The following is an 18,761-nucleotide window of genomic DNA, read 5'->3' as shown; positions in this document are numbered from 1 at the left end:
ACGGCGGGGGACTGCCCGGAAAGAGCGAATTGATCATTATATAAGCGCGCCGTGGCGGCAAGCGCCTATGGCCCCGGGAATCGTAGGGGTGGCGGCTTTATCTGTCCCTTAAATAATCGGCCCGGCGGGCCGCTAGGGGCGCGCCGGGCCGGATGCAGCCGGAACCGGGGAATTGAATTACTGGTTGCGCTGGTTCAACGCCTTGATCAGGCCATCAATGCCGTTCTGGTTGATCTGCTGCGCGAACTGGTTGCGGTAGTTCTCGATCAGCCAGATGCCTTCGACGTTCATGTCGTAGATCTTCCAGCCTTGCGGCGTCTTTTCCAGGCGGTAGTCCACGCCCGTGGGCTGGCCGTTGTCCTGGCTGATCAGCGTGCGCACGACCACGTCGTCGGCCTTGGGGTCGCCGCGGAACGGCAGGGCCTTGACGGTGGTGGTGGGCGTCACGCGGGTCAGCGCGCCGCTGTAGGTGCGCACCAGCGTGCCGCGGAACGCGTCGGCCAAGGCCGTCTTCTGCTGTTCCGTCGCCTGGCGCCAGAAGCGGCCGGCGGACAGGCGGGTCGTTTTCTGGAAGTTGACGTAGGGCAGGATGTGCTGGTTGACGACTTCGTTGATACGGGCGGTGTTGCCGGCTTTGACCGAGCCGTCCGCTTTCAGCACGTCGAGGGCTTCATTGGCCGTGGCGACGACGAATTGGTCCGGAGGACCGTTGGGGTTGGGCTTGGCCTGCGCGGCGCCAGCCACGGCAAGGCCCAGCAGGCCCGCGAAGGCCAACCGCTGCAACAGGGAAATAAAAGCAAATCGCATCAAGACTCCTTACTGTACCGATGAACGCAAGCAACAGCTTACTTGGTTGCCGGCGCGGGCGCCGGGGCGCCCTGGGCCGGAGCATCGCCGTCGTCGTCCTCGTAGTTGGGCAGCGCATCGTCGTCGTTCACGCGTTGGCCCAGCACCATGGCGTTGCGGCGCTGCAGGTAGGCGTCGCGGATGAAGCTGTACGGATCCAGCGCGACGCGGTCGATCGTGTCGGTGGCGTTAAGCAGGCTGGCGCGCGTATCGACGAGACGCAGGCCCCACAGCGAGTTGCGCAGGCGCACGTTGTCGATGGAGTCGACGCCCATGTAGCCGTAGGTCGTGCCGTAGTAATCGCCGATCAGGCCCGCGCCGTCGCGCACCGTCGACGAACCGAAGATCGGCAGCACCAGGTACGGACCCTGGCCAAAGCCCCACACGCCCAGCGTCGTGCCGAAGTCGTTCGGGATCTTGCGCGCGCCGTTGGCCGAGGCGACGTCGAAGCAGCCGCCCACGCCCATCGTGGTGTTGAACAGGAACCGGCCCAGCGTGTTCACGAAGTCGTGGCCGCGGCCTTGCAAAAAGCTGTTGGCGCCGGACCAGAGGTCGCCGACGTTGCTGAAGATGTTGTGCACGCAACTGCGCACGGGCTGCGGCGTGACATAGGTGTAGGCCTGGGCAACCGGCTTGAAGACCGCGCGGTCGACCGTGTCGTTGAACTTGTAGACGCCCCGGTTGAAGCCTTCCCATGGATCGCGCGGATCCGGGTTCTGCGGCGCGGCGCAGCCGGCCATCAGCGCACCCGCCGCTGCGATGGTGGCGATTCGGGAAAGTGCGTTCTTGTTCATGATCAGGACATTCCTATCAACGATTCTTATGATGTTGCGATGGTGACGCGCAGCCTGTTACGGCGTCTGTCGCATCGTCTTCAATTTGGCGCTTTCGCGGCGGGTTCGGCTTCGGAGGCGGCGCCTTGCTTCTCGGCGGAGCCGTACAGGAACTGGCTGATCAGCTGCTCCAGCACGACTGCGCTTTGTGTATAGCGGATTTTTCCGCCGTCGGTAAAGTTCTCTTCTTCGCTGCCGGCCGTCAGGCCCAGGTACTGTTCGCCAAGCAATCCGGACGTGAGGATCGATGCCGACGTGTCCTTCGGGAACTGATAGGCTTTTTCCAGATTCACCGAGACGACTGCCTGGAAGGTCTTGTCGTCAAAGGTGATGCTGGACACGCGGCCCACGACGACGCCGGCGCTTTTGACGGCCGCGCGCGGCTTGAGGCCGCCTACGTTATCGAAATTGGCCGATAGCGTATAGGTCGGGGCGAAGGAAAACGTGCTGAGGTTGCCGGCGCGCAACGCCAGGAATACCAGCGCGATCGCGCCCAGCAGTACAAACAGGCCTACCCAGAAGTCGGTTTTTTCGCGTGACATGATCGATCCGTTTCAATTTCCAAACATCAAGGCAGTGAGCAGGAAGTCCAGCCCAAGTACTGCCAAGGAGCCCACCACCACGGTGCGCGTGGTGGCGCGGGCGACGCCTTCGGGCGTGGGCCGGGCCTGCCAGCCTTCGTAGAGCGCCACCAGCGTTACCGTGACGCCGAACACCACGCTCTTGATGACGCCGTTGGCCACGTCGTTCCAGACGTCCACGCCGTTTTGCATCTGCGACCAGAACGCGCCTGCGTCCACGCCGATCATCACGACGCCGACGACCCAGCCGCCCAGGATGCCCACCATGGAGAACACCGCCGCAAGGATGGGCATGGCGATGATGCCGCCCCACAGGCGCGGCACCAGCACGCGACGGATCGGGTCGACGGCCATGACTTCCATGGCGGACAGTTGTTCGCCGGCTTTCATCAGGCCGATCTCGGCGGTCAGCGAGGTGCCCGCGCGCCCGGCGAACAGCAGCGCCGTGACGACAGGCCCCAGTTCGCGCACAAGCGACAAGGCCACCAGCAGGCCCAGCGCCTCTTCGGAACCGTAGCGGTTTAGCGTGTAGTAGCCCTGCAGCCCCAGCACGAAGCCCACGAACATGCCGGACACGGCGATGATCAGCAGCGAATAGTTGCCGATGAAATGGACTTGCTGGGACACCAGGCGCGGGCGCGAGAACACGATGCCGCTGCGCGCCAGCATGCCGGCGAAGAACCGGGTGAAGTAGCCGACGCCGGAGACGACGCCGCGCACCCATCCGCCGAGCGCGCTGACGGGATTGTTGAAGCCGCTCATGCTTTGCGCCCTTTCTGTTCGGAAAGCCACTTTTGGAAGGCCGGCGTTTCAGGGTATTGGAACGCGACCGGGCCGTCGGGCTGGCCTTTCAGGAATTGCTGGACATAAGGGTCTTGCGACGCCGACAGCGTTTCCGGCGTGCCGGCGGCGGCCAACTTGCCTTGGCCGACCAGATACACCTGGTCGGCGATGGCGAAGGATTCCTGCACGTCGTGGGTAATCAGCACCGAGGCGCATCCCAGGCGGTCGGCCAGGCTGCGGATCAGGCGGGCAGTGATGCCCAGCGAGATCGGGTCGAGTCCGGCGAAGGGTTCGTCGTACAGGATCAGTTCGGGTTCCAGCACCACGGCGCGGGCCAGGGCCACGCGGCGCGCCATGCCGCCGGAGATCTCGGCCACTCTCAGGTGCGCGGCGGCCCGCAGGCCGACGGCGTCGAGTTTGTCGAGTACGCGGTCGGTGATGTCGGATTCAGACAGTCTGGTGTGTTCGCGCAGCGGGAACGCGACGTTTTCGAACACATTCAGGTCGGTGAACAGCGCGCCTTGCTGGAACAGCACGCCCATGCGCTTGCGCAGGGATTGCAGTTCGGCCGGCGTGGCGTGACCGATGTCCTGGCCGAATGCCAGGACCCGGCCCTTCTGCGCGACGAGCTGGCCGGTGGCCGCCCGCAGCAGCGTTGTCTTGCCGGAACCCGAGCCGCCCATGACGGCGACCACTTGGCCCGCGCGCACGTCCATGGAGATGTCGCGCAACACGGTGAAATCACCGTAGCCTAGCGCCACACCTTCCAGGCGCAGGGCGAATTCCGGGGTGCTGCTTGTTTGAGCGGGCATGGGCAACAAAATGGGTGTTTTGCAAGGACCAAGGCGGACTCTGGCCCCCAGCGGCGAGGCGCCATTGTAGCCCGACGCTTTGTAATCACAATGCGATACGCCGTGAATGGAACAGTGTATTCAGTGCCAGGGACAATCACCCGCCCTGCGACCGCCCGGAGAGCGGCTGCGGGGGCCCCGCCCGGCGCTCAGCGGCGCGCCTGGGCCGCCAACGTTTCGCGGGCCAGCCGCTGGACCAGTTCCGCCGTGCTTTCGCGGCGGGCCAGCGGCGCGGCCTGGCCGGCCCAGAGCGACAGCACGTTGATATTGCCGGCTTTGCCGCCGGCCGTGCGCATGGGGCGCGTCAGCGCATTCTGAAGGGGATACGGCAGGATGTCGGCGGCAAGCGCGTCGGCGTCCCGCATGAAGGCGTTGGAGATGCCGCGCGCCGGGCGGCCCGAGAAGGCCCGGGTCACGCGGGACTGCTCGGAGCGCGATGCCGGCAGCACGGCCTTGTAGGCGTCGCTGATGCCGGATTCATGCGTGGTCAAGAAGGCCGTCCCCATTTGTGCGGCATCTGCGCCCAGCGCCAGGGCGGCGGCGATGCCGCGGCCGTCCATGATGCCGCCGGACGCGATCACCGGGATGGACACGGCATCGGCTACCTGCGGCGCAAGCGCCATGGTGCCGATCAGCGATTGTTCGAAATCATCCAGGAAGGAGCCGCGGTGCCCGCCCGCTTCGGCGCCCTGTGCCACGACGGCGTCCACGCCGTCCTGTTCCAGCGCGACCGCCTCGCGCACGGTGGTCGCCGTGCCGATGGTCAGGATGCCCAGGTCGCGGCAGCGTGCCAGCACGTCGGCCGGGATCCGGCCAAAGGTGAAGCTGAAGACGGCCGGGCGCAGCCGCAGGACGGCGTCGATCTGTCCGGGTAGCGGATCGGGCTGCGGGCCGGGCGCGACGGGGGCCGGCAAGCCCAACTGTTCGTGGTAGCGGGCCATCAGGGCCAGCATGCGGCCCGTGTCGCCCTGCATGGGCACGTCGGGTACGGATGCGAAGAGGTTGATGGCGAAGGGCCGCGGCGTGCGGGCGCGGATGTCCGCCGCCGCCGCGTCGATCTGTTCGGGGCTCATGTAGGCCGCCCCGAGCGATCCCAGGACACCCGCTTTCGACGCCTCGGACACCAGTTCCACCGTGGTTGCGCCGCCCGCCATGGGGGCCTGGATGATGGGATGGTCCAACTTCAGAAGGTCAAGCAGACGGGTGGCCATGGGAAGACTCCTAGGGGTTATTGAAGCTGGATGTTCCCAGCTTTGATGACGTGGGCCCACTTCTCGGTTTCGCTCTTGATGAAGGCGGCGAATTCCTCGGGCGTGCCGCCGCCGGCCTGGCTGCCGGTGTCGGCGATGGCTTTCTGCACATCCGGTTCTTTCAGGATGCGGTTGAATTCGGCGTTCAGCTTCGCGATGATCGGGGCCGGCGTGCCGGCGGGGGCGACGATGCCCTGCCAGTTGTAGGACTCGAAGCCCGGCAGGCCGGATTCGGCCATCGTGGGCACGTCGGGCAGCACGGCCAGGCGCTTGGCGGACGTGACGGCGATGGGATGGATCTTGGCGCCCTGGATGGCGGGCAGCGCGGAATAGCCCATTTCGAACATCATCGAGATATGGCCGCCCATCAGGTCGGTCGCGGCCAGGCTGCCGCCCTTGTACGGCACGTGCACGATGTCGATCTTGGCCTGTTCGCGGAACATTTCACCCGACAGATGGTGCGCGCCGCCCACGCCCGACGAACCGAACGACAGCTTGCCAGGCTGCTTCTTGGCCAGCGCGATCAGATCGGCCAGCGTCTTGACCGGCAGCTCGTTGTTCACGCTCAGCACCAGCGGGCTGTTTTCGATCAGGATGATGGGCGCCAGGTCCTTTTGCGGGTTGTAGGGCATTTCCTTCATCAAGGACGGGTTCACGGCCATCGGGGCCAGGTTGCCCGTGCCGATGGTGTAACCATCGGGTGCGGCCTTGGCAATCAGGTTGGTGCCCACCACGCCGCCTGCGCCCGCCTTGTTTTCGACCACGATGGGCTGGCCCAGCGTTTCGCCCAGCTTGCGCGCCAGCAGCCGCACGCGCGTGTCGGCAAAGCCGCCCGGCGCGTAGGGAACGATCATGGTGATGGGTTTGGCGGGCCAGTCGGCGGTCTGGGCCTGCGCGGCGCCGCTGAAAGCGGCAACGGTCGCCAGGGCGGCGATCAGGGGGCGCAAAGATTTCATGCTGGGTGACTCCTCTTTCTTGTCTCTAATGTGTACAGCCTTGCGGGCCGATCGCATTATGCCCAGCGCCTATGTCTTCTGTCGTGATTTTTCCCAAGCGCCAGGCCGACAGCGCCAGCAACGCCGCGCCGGCCCCCAGCACTTGCGGCAAGCCCGCGCCCCAGTGGGACGCCCACGAAGCCAACAGCGGCCCCAATATCTGTCCGGCGGCGAACGCGGCGGTCATGATGGCGGCAGCCCGGGGCGCGGCGGCGCCAGCGGCGCGCCGCGCCGTCAGCATGCCGGCCTGGGTGATCACCATGAACGTGCCGCCCACCAGCAGCGCAGCCACGATCACGGCCGCGATGTGGTGCCACAGCGCCACGGCCAGCATGCCAATCGCCATCAGCGCCTGCGCGCCCTGCCAGACGCGCTTGTCGTCGCGGCCGCGCGCAAGCTTGGGCACCAGCAGGCAGGACACGGCCGCCGCCAGCCCGAACAACGGCCAGGCCCATCCGAAGACCGCCGGGTCTGCAATGACCTCCTTGGCCAGCGCGGGCAGGAACGTGGCCGGAATGATGTAGCCCACGCCGAATACCCCGTAGTGCAGGGCCAGGCGGGGAACCGCGCGGGATAGCCCGGCGGGGCGCGCGGTGGCGGCCGGCGGCCGGCCCGAGGCGGCGGGCCGGTTCAGCCCGGGCCAGGCGATGACGGACAAGGCCAGCGTCAATCCACCCAGGGCCAGCCACATGCCGTCGGCACGGACGCCCCAGGCCATCAGACCCAGGCAGGCCAGGCCGGTCAGCGCGATGCCCGCGCCCACGCCGGCATAGGTCAGCCCCGCGGCGGCGGGTTCGCGCGGGTCTCCCGCTGGCACGGGCCGCCAGCCGGCCACGCAGATGAAGGCGCTGGCGCTGGCGTAGCCTGCGGCCAGCCGCAGCGCACACCAGAACGCGACGTCGTGCATCAGCGGCATGGCCAGCGTCAGCAGCGCCACGGCCAGCAGGCTCAGCGCCAACTGGCCCCGGGGGTGCCGCACCGGCCAGACCACGGCCGCCAGGGCGCCCAGCAGGTAGCCGGCATAGTTGGCCGAGGCGATCCAGCTGCCCTGGGCCAGCGATAAGCCGCCTTCCTGCGCCATCAGCGGCCAGACGGGGGTAAAGGCGAAACGTCCAATCCCCATGGCGGCGGCCAGCGCCAGGGCGGCCGGCCAAGCCAGGCTGGCGGCGCTGCGGGAGTCGGGAACGGAAGGGTAAGCAGGCGTTGACATGCGTCCACTCTACGGCTGTACTAATATCTTTAATAGTGAATTATTAAGAACATAGGTTCTTGAAATGAGAAACTTGGATCTCGACGCATTGCAGATCTTCAAGGCGGTGGCCGATCAGGGCGGCGTGGCGCGCGCGGCCCAGCACCTGAACCGGGTGCAGTCCAATGTATCGACCCGCTTGAAGCAACTGGAGGCCTCGCTAGAGGCGCCGCTCTTTCGCCGCCAGAACCGCCGGCTGGTGTTGTCGGACCAGGGGCGCGTGCTGCTGTCTTACGCCGATCGCCTGTTGCGCTTGTCGGACGAGGCGCAGGCCGCAGTGCGTGATGGCGCGCCGCAAGGCGTGCTGCGTATCGGCACCATGGAAAGCACGGCCGCCGCACGCCTGCCCCCCATCCTGGCGGCCTATCACGCAGCTTGGCCGCAGGTAGGGATAGAACTCGTCACCGGAACGTCGGGCGCGCTGGCGACCAAGGTGCGCAATTACGAAATCGAGGCGGCGTTCGTGGCCCAGCCGTTTCCGGCCGATGGCCTGGCTGTCATGGATGCCTTCAACGAAGACCTGACGCTGATTTCGCCGCTGGCTTGGGGCAAGATCGCAAGTGCCCGCGATCTGGGCGGCCGTACCGTCATTGCGTTTGCGGCGGGGTGTTCGTACCGGCGCATCCTGGAATCGTGGTTGAACCACGAAGGCCTGGCGCCAGGCAGGGTGATGGAGTTTGCGTCGTACCACGCCATCGTGGCGTGCGTGGCGGCAGGCTCAGGTGTGGCCATCGTGCCGCGTTCGGTGCTGGCCGTCTTGGGAGCGGAACACTCGGTCTGTGTCAGTGCGCTGACCGGCCCGTATGCGCACGCGCAGACCCAACTGGTCTGGCGTGCAGATGACGACGCGCCTGCTTTGCAGGCGCTGCGGCAACAGTTGATGGCTTAGAACCGGTAACCAACGCCCAGCGTGGCTACCCACGGATCGATCCGTGCGGTGCCGATGTGCTGGCCGTCCAGCTTCACCTTCGATCTGATGTCGATGTAGCGGATGTCGGCGTTCATGAACCAGCGTTCGTTGATCTTGAAGTCCGCGCCCAATTGCGCGGCCACGCCCCAGGAATCGCCCAGCTTCAGGTCCGAACCCTTCAACGCGCCTTCGGCCTTGGTGTCGAAGAAGTGCGTGTAGTTGATGCCCACGCCGATGTACGGCTGGATCATGCTGTCCGGCAGGATGTGCCATTGCAGGCTGAGCGTGGGGGGCAATTGCTTGCTGGAGCCGATCTTGCCCAAGCCGCTGCCGCTGACGTCGTGCTGGAACGGCCAGGCACCCAGCAGTTCGATGCCGATGTTGCGCGTGACCATGTAGCCCAGCGTGAAGCTCGGGCGGACGTTGTTGTTGACGTCGAGTTTGACGCTGCCGTCCAGCACCGTGCCATTGTTGGACGAAGGACGGACCTGTGTCACGCCCACGCGGAACAGCACGTCGCCTGCCTCATGGGCATGCGCAGGAGCGGCGAGTGCGCCGGCGGCGATCAGTCCGGCGATGGCGGTGGCGCGGATACGCCCGTTCAGCGAAAACATTTTTCTTCTCCGATCTTTCCATGAGGGTGAGACGACAGGTTCTCAAACCTGGCTCTGGGCCAGATTGATATGTGTCAAACCGTGAAAAGATGGGGCACGCCCGTGGCCGTCAGGCAACAGGAATCAGACGGATCCTACGCAAACGCGACCAGAAATACCGCTGCGCCCACGCCCAGCATGATGAAAGGGCTGAACCGTGTGTAAATCAACGCGATGGTCGACAGCGCCGCAACCCCCCAGGCCCACGCCCCGCCCTCCGCCGCGCGCAACAAGGTGCAGGACGATGCCAGGATCATGCCCGCTGCCACCGGCACCAGGCCCGCTTCGATCGCGCGGATGCAGACGGTGCGCCGGTACCTCGCCCACACGCGCGCCAATGCGTAGATCAGTAATGAGCACGGCAGGAAGATGGCGATGGAAGCGGCGATGGCGCCACCCCAACCGCCCACGTGCCAGCCGATCAGCGTCACCAGCAGCGAAGCCGGCCCGGGCGTGATGCGCGACAACGCGAAGTAATCCAGGAACTGCGCGTCGTTGATCCAGCCATACCCGTCTACCGCTTGCCGATGGATGTCCGGCAGGATGCTCTGGCCGCCGCCGACCGTCAGGAACGACAGTGGCGTGAACACCGCGAACAGGTCGTGCAGCGTCGCCAGGTTCATTTTCCAGGCTCCTGCCGGCGCAGGCGCGTGTAGGCGATGAAGATCGACAAAGGAGCCATCACGCCCACCACCCACAGCAATGGCAGGCGCAGCAGGAAAATGGCGGCGAACGTACAGGCCATGACCGCGGCAGGCAGGCGGCCCATCAACGCACGACGCGCCGCGCGCAGGCCCGTTTGCAGCGACACGCCCACCGCGGCGGCCGCCACGCCGGCCATCGCCACGTGCAGGCCATGCGAATGCGCCATGCTGGCGAACACCGCCGCCAGCGCGATCGCCACCAGCATGGGCGGTACGGTAATGCCCAGGCCGCCCAGCAAAGCGCCGGGGCCGCCACGCAGCCGGAAACCGATCCAGATGGCCAGGTTCACGACGTTCACGCCGGGAAAGGACTGCGCCAGAGCCAGCCCGGACAGGAAGTCGGATTCGGACATCCAGCGCCGGTGCTGCACGAATTCACGCATCATCCAGCCGCTCAAGCCGCCGCCGAAACTCGTCAGGCCGACCTTGGTGAAGGCCAGGAATATCTGCGGCAAGGCAGGTGCATCAAGGGGCGCGTCGGCGGGCATGGCGAAACCGGGAAGGTGCGATGGCGCATCTTACGGAAATGACAATGTCGGCCGCCTGAATGCACTCGCCGCCTTGGCGCAGGAGCGCGAAGGCGGCGAATGGGGCATTGCCAGCGTCGGAAGGATCAGCGCGGCAATTCGCTAGCGCCCATCAGGTAGGCGTCCACCGAACGCGCGCACTGGCGGCCTTCGCGGATGGCCCAGACCACCAGCGACTGGCCCCGGCGCATGTCGCCCGCGGCAAACACTTTTTCCACGTTGGTGCGGTAGTCGTCGGTGTTGGCGCGCACGTTGCCGCGTGCGTCGCGGTCCACGCCGAACGCGTCCAGCACGGTCTGCACCGGCGATACGAAGCCCATGGCCAGCAGCACCAGATCAGCCTTGATCTCGAATTCCGAGCCCTCGACTTCGCGCATCTTCATCTGGCCGGTGGCGTCGTCCTTGAACCATTCGACGCGGGCGCCGACCAGCTTTTCGACCTTGCCGTTGCTACCCTTGAGCAGCTTGGTGGTGACGGACCAATCGCGTTCGCAGCCTTCTTCGTGGGAAGACGAGGTGCGCATCTTCAGCGGCCAGTACGGCCACGTCATGGTCTTGTTTTCGGACTCGGGCGGCTGGGGCATCAGTTCGAACTGCGTGACCGAGGCTGCGCCGTGGCGGTTGCTCGTGCCCACGCAATCGGAACCCGTATCGCCGCCGCCGATCACGACCACGTGCTTGCCCTTGGCCAGCGTCTGGTCGGTCAGGCGATCGCCGGCGACGGCCTTGTTCTGCTGACGCAGGAAGTCCATCGCGTAGTACACGCCCGACAGTTCGCGGCCCGGCACCGGCAGGTCGCGTGGGGTCTCGGAACCGCCCGTCATGACGATCGCGTCGAATTCGGCCTTCAGCGAATCCGGCGTGCGCACCGTCAGGCCGTCGGCCACGGGGTCCTTCGGGTTGCCGATGTAGGTCGACGGCGCGAATTCCACGCCCTCGGCTTCCATCTGCGAGATGCGGCGGTCGATCTGGTGCTTTTCCAGCTTGAAATCGGGGATGCCGTAACGCAGCAGGCCGCCGATGCGGTCGCTCTTTTCGAACAGCGTCACCGAGTGGCCGGCGCGCGCCAACTGCTGCGCGCACGCCATGCCGGCGGGGCCGGAACCCACCACCGCGACCTTCTTGCCGGTCTTCTTGGCCGGCACCAGCGGTGCGACCCAACCCTCGGCCCAACCCTTGTCGATGATGGCGTGCTCGATGGACTTGATACCGACAGCGTCGCTGTTGATGTTCAAGGTACAGGCGGCTTCACACGGCGCCGGGCAGATGCGGCCGGTGAATTCCGGGAAATTGTTGGTGGAGTGCAGCACGTCCAGCGCGCGGCGCCAGTCCTGCTTGTACACCAGGTCATTCCAGTCGGGGATGATGTTGTTGACCGGGCAGCCGTTGTTGCAGAACGGGATGCCGCAGTCCATGCAGCGCGCGGCTTGCTGCTTGGCCTGGTCGTCGGTCAGGTGCAGCACGAATTCGCGCCAGTTCTTCAGCCGCTTCTGCGGGGCCTCGGAGGCCTCCTGCAGACGCTGAAATTCCATAAAGCCGGTAATCTTTCCCATGGTATCCCTCACGCAGCCAGTTGTTGCTGGTTGGCTGCACGCCACATTTCACCCAATGCGCGACGGTAGTCCGTCGGCATGACCTTTACGAATTTGCCGCGCGAGGCTTCCCAGTCGCCCAGGATCTCGCGGGCGCGGTAGCTGCCGGTGTAGCGGAAGTGGTCTTCCACCAGGAGGCGCAGGATGGTTTCATCCGTCTCGCGTTCGCCACCGCGCTGCGCGCTGTGCCAGATGTCGATATTGTTCAGCGCTTGCTGTTCCGCATGCGGCGCCACGCCTTCCAGTTCCACCATCGACAGGTTGACGCGGTGCTTGAGCGTGCGTTCCGGATCCCAGACATACGCGACGCCGCCCGACATGCCGGCCGCGAAGTTGCGGCCCGTGGCGCCCAGCACCACGACCGTGCCGCCCGTCATGTATTCGCAGCCGTGGTCGCCCGTGCCTTCGACAACCGTCGCCGCGCCCGAGTTACGCACCGCGAAACGTTCGCCGGCCACGCCATTGAAGAACGCCTCGCCTGCCAGCGCGCCGTACAGCACGGTGTTGCCGGCAATGATGTGGTCGGGGCCGAAGCCGCGGAAGTCGTTGGGCGAACGCACGATGATGCGGCCGCCGGACAGGCCCTTGCCGACGTAGTCGTTGCCTTCGCCCACCAGGTCCATCGTGATGCCGTGCGCCAGGAACGCGCCGAAGCTCTGGCCGGCGGTGCCGTTGCACTGGATGTGGATGGTGTCGTCCGGCAGGCCGTCATGGCCATAGCGCGAGGCCACGGCGCCCGACAGCATGGCGCCGATCGTGCGGTTGCGGTTGCGCACCGGCACGATGAAGGACACCTTTTCGCCGCGTTCCAGCGCAGGGCGGCTGCGGTCGATCAATTGGTGGTCCAGCGCGCCGGCCAGGCCATGGTCCTGCTCTTCGGTCTGGCGCACGTCGGCATCCGACTGCGTTTGATGGAACACGCGGGCAAAATCCAGCCCCTGCGCTTTCCAGTGCTCAACACCCGAACGCATGTCCAGCAGATCGGCGCGGCCGATCAGGTCGTCGAACTTGCGGATGCCCAGTTGCGCCATGATTTCGCGCACTTCTTCGGCGATGAAGAAGAAGAAGTTGACGACGTGTTCCGGCTTGCCCTGGAATTTCTTGCGCAGGACCGGGTCTTGCGTGGCCACGCCCACCGGGCAGGTGTTCAGGTGGCACTTGCGCATCATGATGCAGCCTTCGACGACGAGCGGCGCCGTGGCGAAGCCGAATTCATCGGCGCCCAGCAGCGCGCCGATGACGACGTCGCGGCCCGTCTTCATCTGGCCGTCGGCCTGCACGCGGATGCGGCTGCGCAGGCGGTTCAGCACCAGCGTCTGCTGCGTTTCGGCCAGGCCCAGTTCCCAGGGCGTGCCTACGTGCTTGATGGACGACACCGGCGAGGCGCCCGTGCCGCCGTCGTGGCCGGCGATCACGACGTGATCGGCCTTGGCCTTGGCGACACCGGCGGCCACCGTGCCCACGCCCACTTCGGACACCAGCTTGACCGACACCGACGCCTTGGAATTCACGTTCTTCAGGTCGTGGATCAGCTGGGCCAGGTCTTCAATGGAATAGATGTCGTGGTGCGGCGGGGGCGAAATCAGGCCCACGCCCGGCACGGAATAACGCAGCTTGGCGATGTATTCCGACACCTTGTGGCCGGGCAGCTGGCCGCCTTCGCCGGGCTTGGCGCCCTGGGCCATCTTGATCTGGATCTGGTCGGCGGACGACAGGTATTCAGCGGTCACGCCGAAACGGCCCGAGGCCACCTGCTTGATCTTCGAGCGCAGCGAATCGCCCTTCTTCAACACGACGTCGGCTTCGATGCGGTCCGAGCCCAGCAGCGAGGCCAGCGTGTCGCCGTCCTTGATGGTGCTCTTGCCTTCGCGCATTTCGGCGCGGTAGCGCAGTTCGTCCTCGCCGCCTTCGCCGGTGTTGGACTTGCCGCCGATGCGGTTCATGGCCACGGCCAGCACCGAGTGGGCTTCGGTCGAGATCGAACCCAGCGACATGGCGCCGGTGGCAAAGCGCTTGACGATGTCCTTGGCGGACTCGACGTCATCCAGCGGGATGGCGCGCGACGGGTCGAAGCGGAATTCGAACAGGCCGCGCAGGGTCATGTGGCGACGGCTTTGGTCGTTGATGATCTGCGCGTATTCCTTGTAGGTGCGGTAGTTGTTGGCGCGCGAAGCGTGCTGCAACTTGGCGATGGAATCCGGCGTCCACATGTGCTCTTCGCCACGCACGCGGTAGGCGTATTCGCCGCCGGCGTCCAGGTCGTTGGCCAGCACGGGGTCGGTGCTGAACGCCGCGCGGTGCTGGCGCAGCGCTTCTTCGGCCACTTGGAAAATGCCGATGCCTTCGATGTTGGACGAGGTGCCGGTGAAGTACTTGTTCACCAGGTTGCTTTGCAGGCCCACGGCTTCGAAGATCTGCGCGCCGGTATAGGACATGTAGGTCGAGATGCCCATCTTGGACATGACCTTGTTCAAGCCCTTGCCGATCGCCTTGATGAAGTTCTTCACGGCCTTTTCGGGGTCATTCATCTTGCCCAGCGATTCCAGCGCCAGGTAGGGGTGAATGGCTTCGGCGCCGTAGCCGCCCAACAGCGCGAAGTGGTGCACTTCGCGGGCCGAACCGGTTTCCACGACCAGGCCGGTGTTGGTGCGCAGGCCGGCGCGGATCAGGTGCTGGTGCACGGCCGACGTTGCCAGCAGCGCGGGGATGGCCACGCGTTCGCTGTCGACCAGGCGGTCGGACACGATCAGGATGTTGTAGCCGCTTTGCACGGCATCGACGGCGCGCGCACACAGCGCGGCCACGCGGGCTTCAATGCCCTCGGGGCCCCAGGCGGCGGGGTACGTGATGTCGAGCTCGAAGCTGCGGAATTTCTTGCCCGTGACCTGCTCGATGTCGCGGATCTGCGCCATGGCGGCAAAGTCCAGCACCGGCTGGGACACTTCCAGGCGCAGCGGCGGGTTGACGTTGTTGATGTCCAGCAGGTTGGGCTTGGGGCCGATGAACGACACCAGCGACATCACCAGCTGTTCGCGGATGGGGTCGATGGGCGGGTTCGTGACCTGCGCGAACAACTGGCGGAAATAGTTGTAGAACGGCTTGGCGCGGTCCGACAGCACGGCCAGCGGGGCGTCGTTGCCCATCGAGCCGATGACTTCTTCGCCGGTGGACGCCATGGGTTCCAGGATGAACTTGTAGTCTTCCTGGGTCCAGCCGAAGGCTTGCTGGCGATCCAGCAACGATACGGACGACTGCGTGGCGACGGCGGCCTGGCGCGGGGCCGGCAGCGATTCCAGCTTGATCTGCAGGCGCTCGATCCACTGGCGGTACGGGCGGCTGTTGGCCAGTTGCAGCTTGATTTCAGCGTCGTCGATGATGCGGCCCTGTTCCAGGTCGATCAGGAACATCTTGCCCGGCTGCAGGCGCCACTTCTTGACGATGCGGTTTTCGGGAATCGACAGCGTGCCGGCTTCGGACGCCAGGATGACCATGTCGTCATCGGTGACCAGGTAGCGGGCGGGGCGCAGGCCGTTGCGGTCCAGCGTGGCGCCGATCTGGCGGCCATCGGTGAAGGCGACGGCGGCGGGGCCGTCCCACGGCTCCATCATGGCGGCGTGGTATTCGTAGAACGCGCGGCGCGACTCGTCCATCTGCGTGTGCTGTTCCCAGGCTTCCGGGATCATCATCATCATGGCGTGGGCCAGCGAGTAGCCCGAGTTGACCAGCAGTTCCAGGCAGTTGTCGAACGTGGCGGTGTCGGACTGGCCTTCGTAGACGATCGGGTACAGCTTTTTCAGATCGTCGCCCAGCACGGCCGACTGCATCATGCCTTCACGGGCGCGCAGCCAGTTGAAGTTACCTTTGACCGTATTGATTTCGCCGTTGTGGGCGATCATGCGGTACGGGTGGGCCAGCGGCCAGGCGGGGAATGTGTTGGTCGAAAAACGCTGGTGAACCAGCGCCAGGGCGGATACGGCGCGCGTGTCGGCCAGATCGCGGTAATAGCGGCCGACCTGGTCGGCCAGCAGCAGGCCCTTGTAGACCACGGTGCGCACCGACGCCGACGGCACGAAATATTCCTTGCCGTGGGCCAGATGCATGTTCTGGATGGCGTGGCTGGCGGTCTTGCGGATCACGTACAGCTTGCGTTCCAGCGCGTCGGGCACCATCACGTCGGCGCCGCGGCCGATGAACAGCTGGCGGATCACGGGTTCGCATTCACGCACGGTGGGCGACATCGGCATGTCGACATCCACCGGCACATTGCGCCAGCCCAGGACGACCTGGCCTTCGGCGCGCACCGAACGTTCAAGTTCTTGCTCGCAAGCCAGGCGCGAGGCGGTTTCCTTGGGCAGGAACACCATGGCCACGCCGTACTCGCCGGGAGGCGGCAGGACGATGCCTTGCTGGCTAAGCTCGTCGCGGTAGAGCGTGTCCGGAATCTGGATCAGGATGCCCGCGCCGTCGCCCATCAGCTTGTCCGCGCCGACTGCGCCGCGGTGGTCCAGGTTTTCAAGGATCTTCAGACCCTGCTGGATGATCGCGTGGCTTTTCTTGCCCTTGATGTGCGCAACGAAACCGACACCACAGGCGTCGTGCTCATTCTTGGGGTGGTACAGCCCTTGAGCCGCAGGCAAACCGATGCGGCTGGCATCGATAGGGGTCGCCTTAGGGGTGGGACAGGATTCGATCGGGGTAATTTGGGGCATGGCGCGCTCCGCAGTGGGCCTGCGTCGTAATGTTGCAGTGCAGGAGACGGACAATACCCCCGCAGCAAGTAGGGTGCAATAGGAATAAACGGGGTGTGACCCTATTTATATTAATGCTCCATCATAGTGCGTAAATATGGGGACGCATTAACATCCGCGCCGGTATTGGCTTGCCACGGCGAGTGCCCAGGGCGTCGCATGCCGACGGGGGTGAAATCCCTGAATTTACCTTTATGCGTCCCTAATTTTATGGAGATTTGCGGCCGGGAAATTGACGCGTCGATTTGGCGAAAAGTGCACGCGGACCTGCGTCGCGCCAAAAAAAACCCGCCATGCAGGCGGGTCGGGATGTCAGGAGCTTGTGGTCGGAGGGGATGGCGAGGGGACCGGAACACCGGACTCGGCATCCGCCGGCGCGGCCGGCTTCTTACGCGGCCGGCCGCGCTGGCCGGGGGCGACACGCCGGCTGGCGGTATGTGCCAGGCTGGCGATGAAGCTTGCGCCGCCCAGCGCCCATTGGCCCGAGACAGCTTGATCGATGCGTTGCGATTCTTCGCGCGACAGGCCGTCCTGCAGGCGTTTGCGGTAATTGGCCTGACGGTCGAACGGCGTATTGCCGCACGCCCAGTAGTCGGCGTGATCGGATTGCCACTGCGCGGGCGCCGCCGTCGTGTTGCCGGTATGGCTGGCCGCCGAAGACCAGGGCCAGGAATCGGGGTCTTGCGACGCGCCGCTGCGCACCGGGTAGGTTTCCAGCCAGACCAGCGCTGGCAATACCCAGGCGCCCGGTTCCAGCAGCGCGGACCGGTACCGGCCCGCGAACACGCGGCCACCGCGCAGGCGCGCCGCCAGATTCCGGCCCAGCGTCTGCATCAGCCTGGGCAGGCCTTCTTCGTCGGCCGGGGTGGCCAGCAGCAGGATGCGGTCATTGGCAAGCAGCCACCCATGAACCGACACCCGATGGCGTTGGGCGGATTCGCCCAGCCAAGTGGCCAGTTGGTTCAAGATATCGGCGGGCGCGGGTTGCGATGGCGCAGCCAGCGGCGAAATGAAGTTGGCCTGCACCAGTTGGGGCAGCCCAGGGGCGTACAGACGGGGCAGACGGGCCATAGTGTCAGGGCTTGCGTATCTGGAAGAACGGGTTGTCTTCGCTCACGGTATATAAATAGTGCCACGGTGGGCGCTGGTCAAGTCCCGTGATCACAATATGGGCACGGAATCTGTTTTTTTTTGCCGCCGGGCCCGTATGAAGCGCAGGTTAACATTCGGCGACGGAACGTCGTACCGTGGATATACCCTAACCCGTCGACGTTTTTTTCACCCCTGACCGGAGAAAATCCATGCCTGTGGCCTTGGAGCTCATTTCCCAGCATCGCTGCTTTGGCGGTACGCAGCGCTACTACCGCCATGAGTCCGCGGCGATCGGCCTGCCGATGCGCTTTTCGGTCTACGTTCCGCCGCAAGCGGAACACGGACCGGTGCCGGTGCTGTTCTATCTGGCGGGGCTGACCTGCACCGAAGAGACCTTCATGATCAAGGCGGGCGCGCAGCGTCTGGCGGCCGAACTGGGTGTGATGCTCGTCGCTCCGGACACCAGCCCGCGTGGCGCCAACGCGCCGGGCGAAGACGAAAGCTGGGATTTGGGCACGGGCGCCGGCTTCTATGTCGACGCGACGACGCCGGCGTGGCGTGGCCACTACCGCATGTACAGCTACGTTACCGACGAACTGCATGGCATCGTCACGGGCGAGGCCTTGCCCGGCGACGCGTCGCGCACCGGTATTTTCGGGCACTCCATGGGCGGCCACGGCGCTTTGGTGCTGGCGCTGCGCAATCCGGGCAAGTTCCGTTCGGTGTCTGCGTTCGCGCCCATCGCCGCGCCCAGCCAGTGCCCGTGGGGCAAGAAAGCGTTTGGCGCCTACCTGGGCGACGACGTCCAGGCCTGGGCGGCATACGACGCCTCTGCCCTGATGCGCGGCCTGCGGCAGCCCTTCCCGGCAGGCATCCTGATCGACCAGGGCGAATCGGACCAATTCCTGGCCGAGCAGTTGTATCCCGACGTGTTCGAGGCGGCCTGCGCCGCCGCCGGGCAGCCGCTGACGCTGCGCCGCCAGGCCGGTTACGACCACGGCTACTACTTCATTTCGACTTTCATCGAAGATCACATCCGGTTTCACGTCGAGCGGCTTGGAAAACCGGCGGCCTGAACACGCGCTTCTATACTGGGGAGCCTGCCGCGGCAGGCTCGTGGCGCCCTGGGCGCGCCGGGCTTGGCCCC

Annotated in this window: 16 protein-coding genes; 2 read left to right on the top strand and 14 right to left on the bottom strand. The window is 65.6% G+C overall.

Annotated features, from left to right (window positions below):
- Positions 1–177: 177 nt before the first annotated feature.
- The 8 genes from ACI0FO_RS19280 to ACI0FO_RS19245 form a co-directional block, all read right to left on the bottom strand.
- Positions 178–807: an MlaC/ttg2D family ABC transporter substrate-binding protein gene (locus tag ACI0FO_RS19280; RefSeq protein WP_416029189.1), complete on the bottom strand. Its 630-nt coding sequence runs from the start codon at positions 805–807 to the stop codon at positions 178–180.
- A 38-nt stretch (positions 808–845) separates the two neighbouring features.
- Complete coding sequence (locus tag ACI0FO_RS19275) at positions 846–1,640, bottom strand: MlaA family lipoprotein (RefSeq protein ID WP_416029187.1); 795 nt, start codon at positions 1,638–1,640, stop codon at positions 846–848.
- Between the two features lie 80 nt (positions 1,641–1,720).
- Positions 1,721–2,221: an outer membrane lipid asymmetry maintenance protein MlaD gene (gene mlaD / locus ACI0FO_RS19270; protein WP_310033754.1), complete on the bottom strand. Its 501-nt coding sequence runs from the start codon at positions 2,219–2,221 to the stop codon at positions 1,721–1,723.
- Positions 2,222–2,233: 12 nt separating this feature from the next.
- Positions 2,234–3,022, bottom strand: coding sequence for a lipid asymmetry maintenance ABC transporter permease subunit MlaE (gene mlaE, locus ACI0FO_RS19265; protein WP_416029185.1), 789 nt, complete (start codon positions 3,020–3,022; stop codon positions 2,234–2,236).
- Complete coding sequence (locus ACI0FO_RS19260; RefSeq protein ID WP_416029183.1) at positions 3,019–3,855, bottom strand: ABC transporter ATP-binding protein; 837 nt, start codon at positions 3,853–3,855, stop codon at positions 3,019–3,021. The genes mlaE and ACI0FO_RS19260 overlap by 4 nt, the downstream gene beginning before the upstream one ends.
- Before the next feature lie 188 nt (positions 3,856–4,043).
- The gene (locus ACI0FO_RS19255; RefSeq protein ID WP_416029181.1) at positions 4,044–5,105 is read right to left on the bottom strand and encodes an NAD(P)H-dependent flavin oxidoreductase; all 1,062 of its coding nucleotides are present in this window, start codon (positions 5,103–5,105) and stop codon (positions 4,044–4,046) included.
- 17 nt (positions 5,106–5,122) lie between these two features.
- On the bottom strand, positions 5,123–6,100 hold the full coding sequence (locus ACI0FO_RS19250) for a Bug family tripartite tricarboxylate transporter substrate binding protein (RefSeq protein WP_416029180.1): 978 nt from the start codon (positions 6,098–6,100) through the stop codon (positions 5,123–5,125).
- 25 nt (positions 6,101–6,125) lie between these two features.
- Entirely contained in the window at positions 6,126–7,349 is a 1,224-nt protein-coding gene (locus ACI0FO_RS19245; RefSeq protein WP_416029178.1) for a YbfB/YjiJ family MFS transporter, read from the bottom strand.
- A 64-nt stretch (positions 7,350–7,413) separates the two neighbouring features.
- Between ACI0FO_RS19245 and ACI0FO_RS19240 the strand changes: the two genes are divergently transcribed.
- The gene (locus tag ACI0FO_RS19240) at positions 7,414–8,277 is read left to right on the top strand and encodes a LysR family transcriptional regulator (protein WP_416029176.1); all 864 of its coding nucleotides are present in this window, start codon (positions 7,414–7,416) and stop codon (positions 8,275–8,277) included.
- Here the strand turns inward: ACI0FO_RS19240 and ACI0FO_RS19235 are convergent.
- The 6 genes from ACI0FO_RS19235 to ACI0FO_RS19210 form a co-directional block, all read right to left on the bottom strand.
- Complete coding sequence (locus tag ACI0FO_RS19235; RefSeq protein WP_105560391.1) at positions 8,274–8,912, bottom strand: OmpW/AlkL family protein; 639 nt, start codon at positions 8,910–8,912, stop codon at positions 8,274–8,276. The two genes, ACI0FO_RS19240 and ACI0FO_RS19235, sit on opposite strands and share 4 nt — an antisense overlap.
- A gap of 134 nt (positions 8,913–9,046) precedes the next feature.
- A complete protein-coding gene (locus tag ACI0FO_RS19230; protein WP_416029171.1) occupies positions 9,047–9,574 on the bottom strand; it encodes a chromate transporter in 528 nt (175 codons plus the stop codon).
- Positions 9,571–10,143: a chromate transporter gene (locus tag ACI0FO_RS19225; RefSeq protein ID WP_416029167.1), complete on the bottom strand. Its 573-nt coding sequence runs from the start codon at positions 10,141–10,143 to the stop codon at positions 9,571–9,573. Before ACI0FO_RS19225 ends, ACI0FO_RS19230 begins: the two co-directional genes overlap by 4 nt.
- 125 nt (positions 10,144–10,268) lie before the next feature.
- Positions 10,269–11,735, bottom strand: coding sequence for a glutamate synthase subunit beta (locus ACI0FO_RS19220; RefSeq protein WP_105560390.1), 1,467 nt, complete (start codon positions 11,733–11,735; stop codon positions 10,269–10,271).
- Between the two features lie 8 nt (positions 11,736–11,743).
- Positions 11,744–16,483, bottom strand: coding sequence for a glutamate synthase-related protein (locus ACI0FO_RS19215; RefSeq protein ID WP_416029165.1), 4,740 nt, complete (start codon positions 16,481–16,483; stop codon positions 11,744–11,746).
- 351 nt (positions 16,484–16,834) lie between these two features.
- Complete coding sequence (locus ACI0FO_RS19210; RefSeq protein WP_416029163.1) at positions 16,835–17,593, bottom strand: hypothetical protein; 759 nt, start codon at positions 17,591–17,593, stop codon at positions 16,835–16,837.
- A gap of 230 nt (positions 17,594–17,823) precedes the next feature.
- Between ACI0FO_RS19210 and fghA the strand changes: the two genes are divergently transcribed.
- Entirely contained in the window at positions 17,824–18,690 is an 867-nt protein-coding gene (gene fghA / locus ACI0FO_RS19205) for an S-formylglutathione hydrolase (protein WP_416029161.1), read from the top strand.
- Positions 18,691–18,761: the final 71 nt, after the last annotated feature.

It is taken from the genome of Achromobacter marplatensis, from assembly GCF_049060505.1.
Classification (GTDB): Bacteria; Pseudomonadota; Gammaproteobacteria; order Burkholderiales; family Burkholderiaceae_B; genus Achromobacter; species Achromobacter marplatensis_A.
Note: the sequence above shows the minus strand (reverse complement) of the source record. Positions and strands in the feature narration are given on the sequence as shown.

Excerpts from the sequence above, each read along its gene's own strand:
- ACI0FO_RS19280 (WP_416029189.1), bottom strand. The coding sequence starts at position 807 with ATGCGATTTGCTTTTATTTCCCTGTTGCAGCGGTTGGCCTTCGCGGGC.
- ACI0FO_RS19275 (WP_416029187.1), bottom strand. The coding sequence starts at position 1,640 with ATGAACAAGAACGCACTTTCCCGAATCGCCACCATCGCAGCGGCGGGT.
- mlaD (WP_310033754.1), bottom strand. The coding sequence starts at position 2,221 with ATGTCACGCGAAAAAACCGACTTCTGGGTAGGCCTGTTTGTACTGCTG.
- mlaE (WP_416029185.1), bottom strand. The coding sequence starts at position 3,022 with ATGAGCGGCTTCAACAATCCCGTCAGCGCGCTCGGCGGATGGGTGCGC.
- ACI0FO_RS19260 (WP_416029183.1), bottom strand. The coding sequence starts at position 3,855 with ATGCCCGCTCAAACAAGCAGCACCCCGGAATTCGCCCTGCGCCTGGAA.
- ACI0FO_RS19255 (WP_416029181.1), bottom strand. The coding sequence starts at position 5,105 with ATGGCCACCCGTCTGCTTGACCTTCTGAAGTTGGACCATCCCATCATC.
- ACI0FO_RS19250 (WP_416029180.1), bottom strand. The coding sequence starts at position 6,100 with ATGAAATCTTTGCGCCCCCTGATCGCCGCCCTGGCGACCGTTGCCGCT.
- ACI0FO_RS19245 (WP_416029178.1), bottom strand. The coding sequence starts at position 7,349 with ATGTCAACGCCTGCTTACCCTTCCGTTCCCGACTCCCGCAGCGCCGCC.
- ACI0FO_RS19240 (WP_416029176.1), top strand. The coding sequence starts at position 7,414 with ATGAGAAACTTGGATCTCGACGCATTGCAGATCTTCAAGGCGGTGGCC.
- ACI0FO_RS19235 (WP_105560391.1), bottom strand. The coding sequence starts at position 8,912 with ATGTTTTCGCTGAACGGGCGTATCCGCGCCACCGCCATCGCCGGACTG.
- ACI0FO_RS19230 (WP_416029171.1), bottom strand. The coding sequence starts at position 9,574 with ATGAACCTGGCGACGCTGCACGACCTGTTCGCGGTGTTCACGCCACTG.
- ACI0FO_RS19225 (WP_416029167.1), bottom strand. The coding sequence starts at position 10,143 with ATGCCCGCCGACGCGCCCCTTGATGCACCTGCCTTGCCGCAGATATTC.
- ACI0FO_RS19220 (WP_105560390.1), bottom strand. The coding sequence starts at position 11,735 with ATGGGAAAGATTACCGGCTTTATGGAATTTCAGCGTCTGCAGGAGGCC.
- ACI0FO_RS19215 (WP_416029165.1), bottom strand. The coding sequence starts at position 16,483 with ATGCCCCAAATTACCCCGATCGAATCCTGTCCCACCCCTAAGGCGACC.
- ACI0FO_RS19210 (WP_416029163.1), bottom strand. The coding sequence starts at position 17,593 with ATGGCCCGTCTGCCCCGTCTGTACGCCCCTGGGCTGCCCCAACTGGTG.
- fghA (WP_416029161.1), top strand. The coding sequence starts at position 17,824 with ATGCCTGTGGCCTTGGAGCTCATTTCCCAGCATCGCTGCTTTGGCGGT.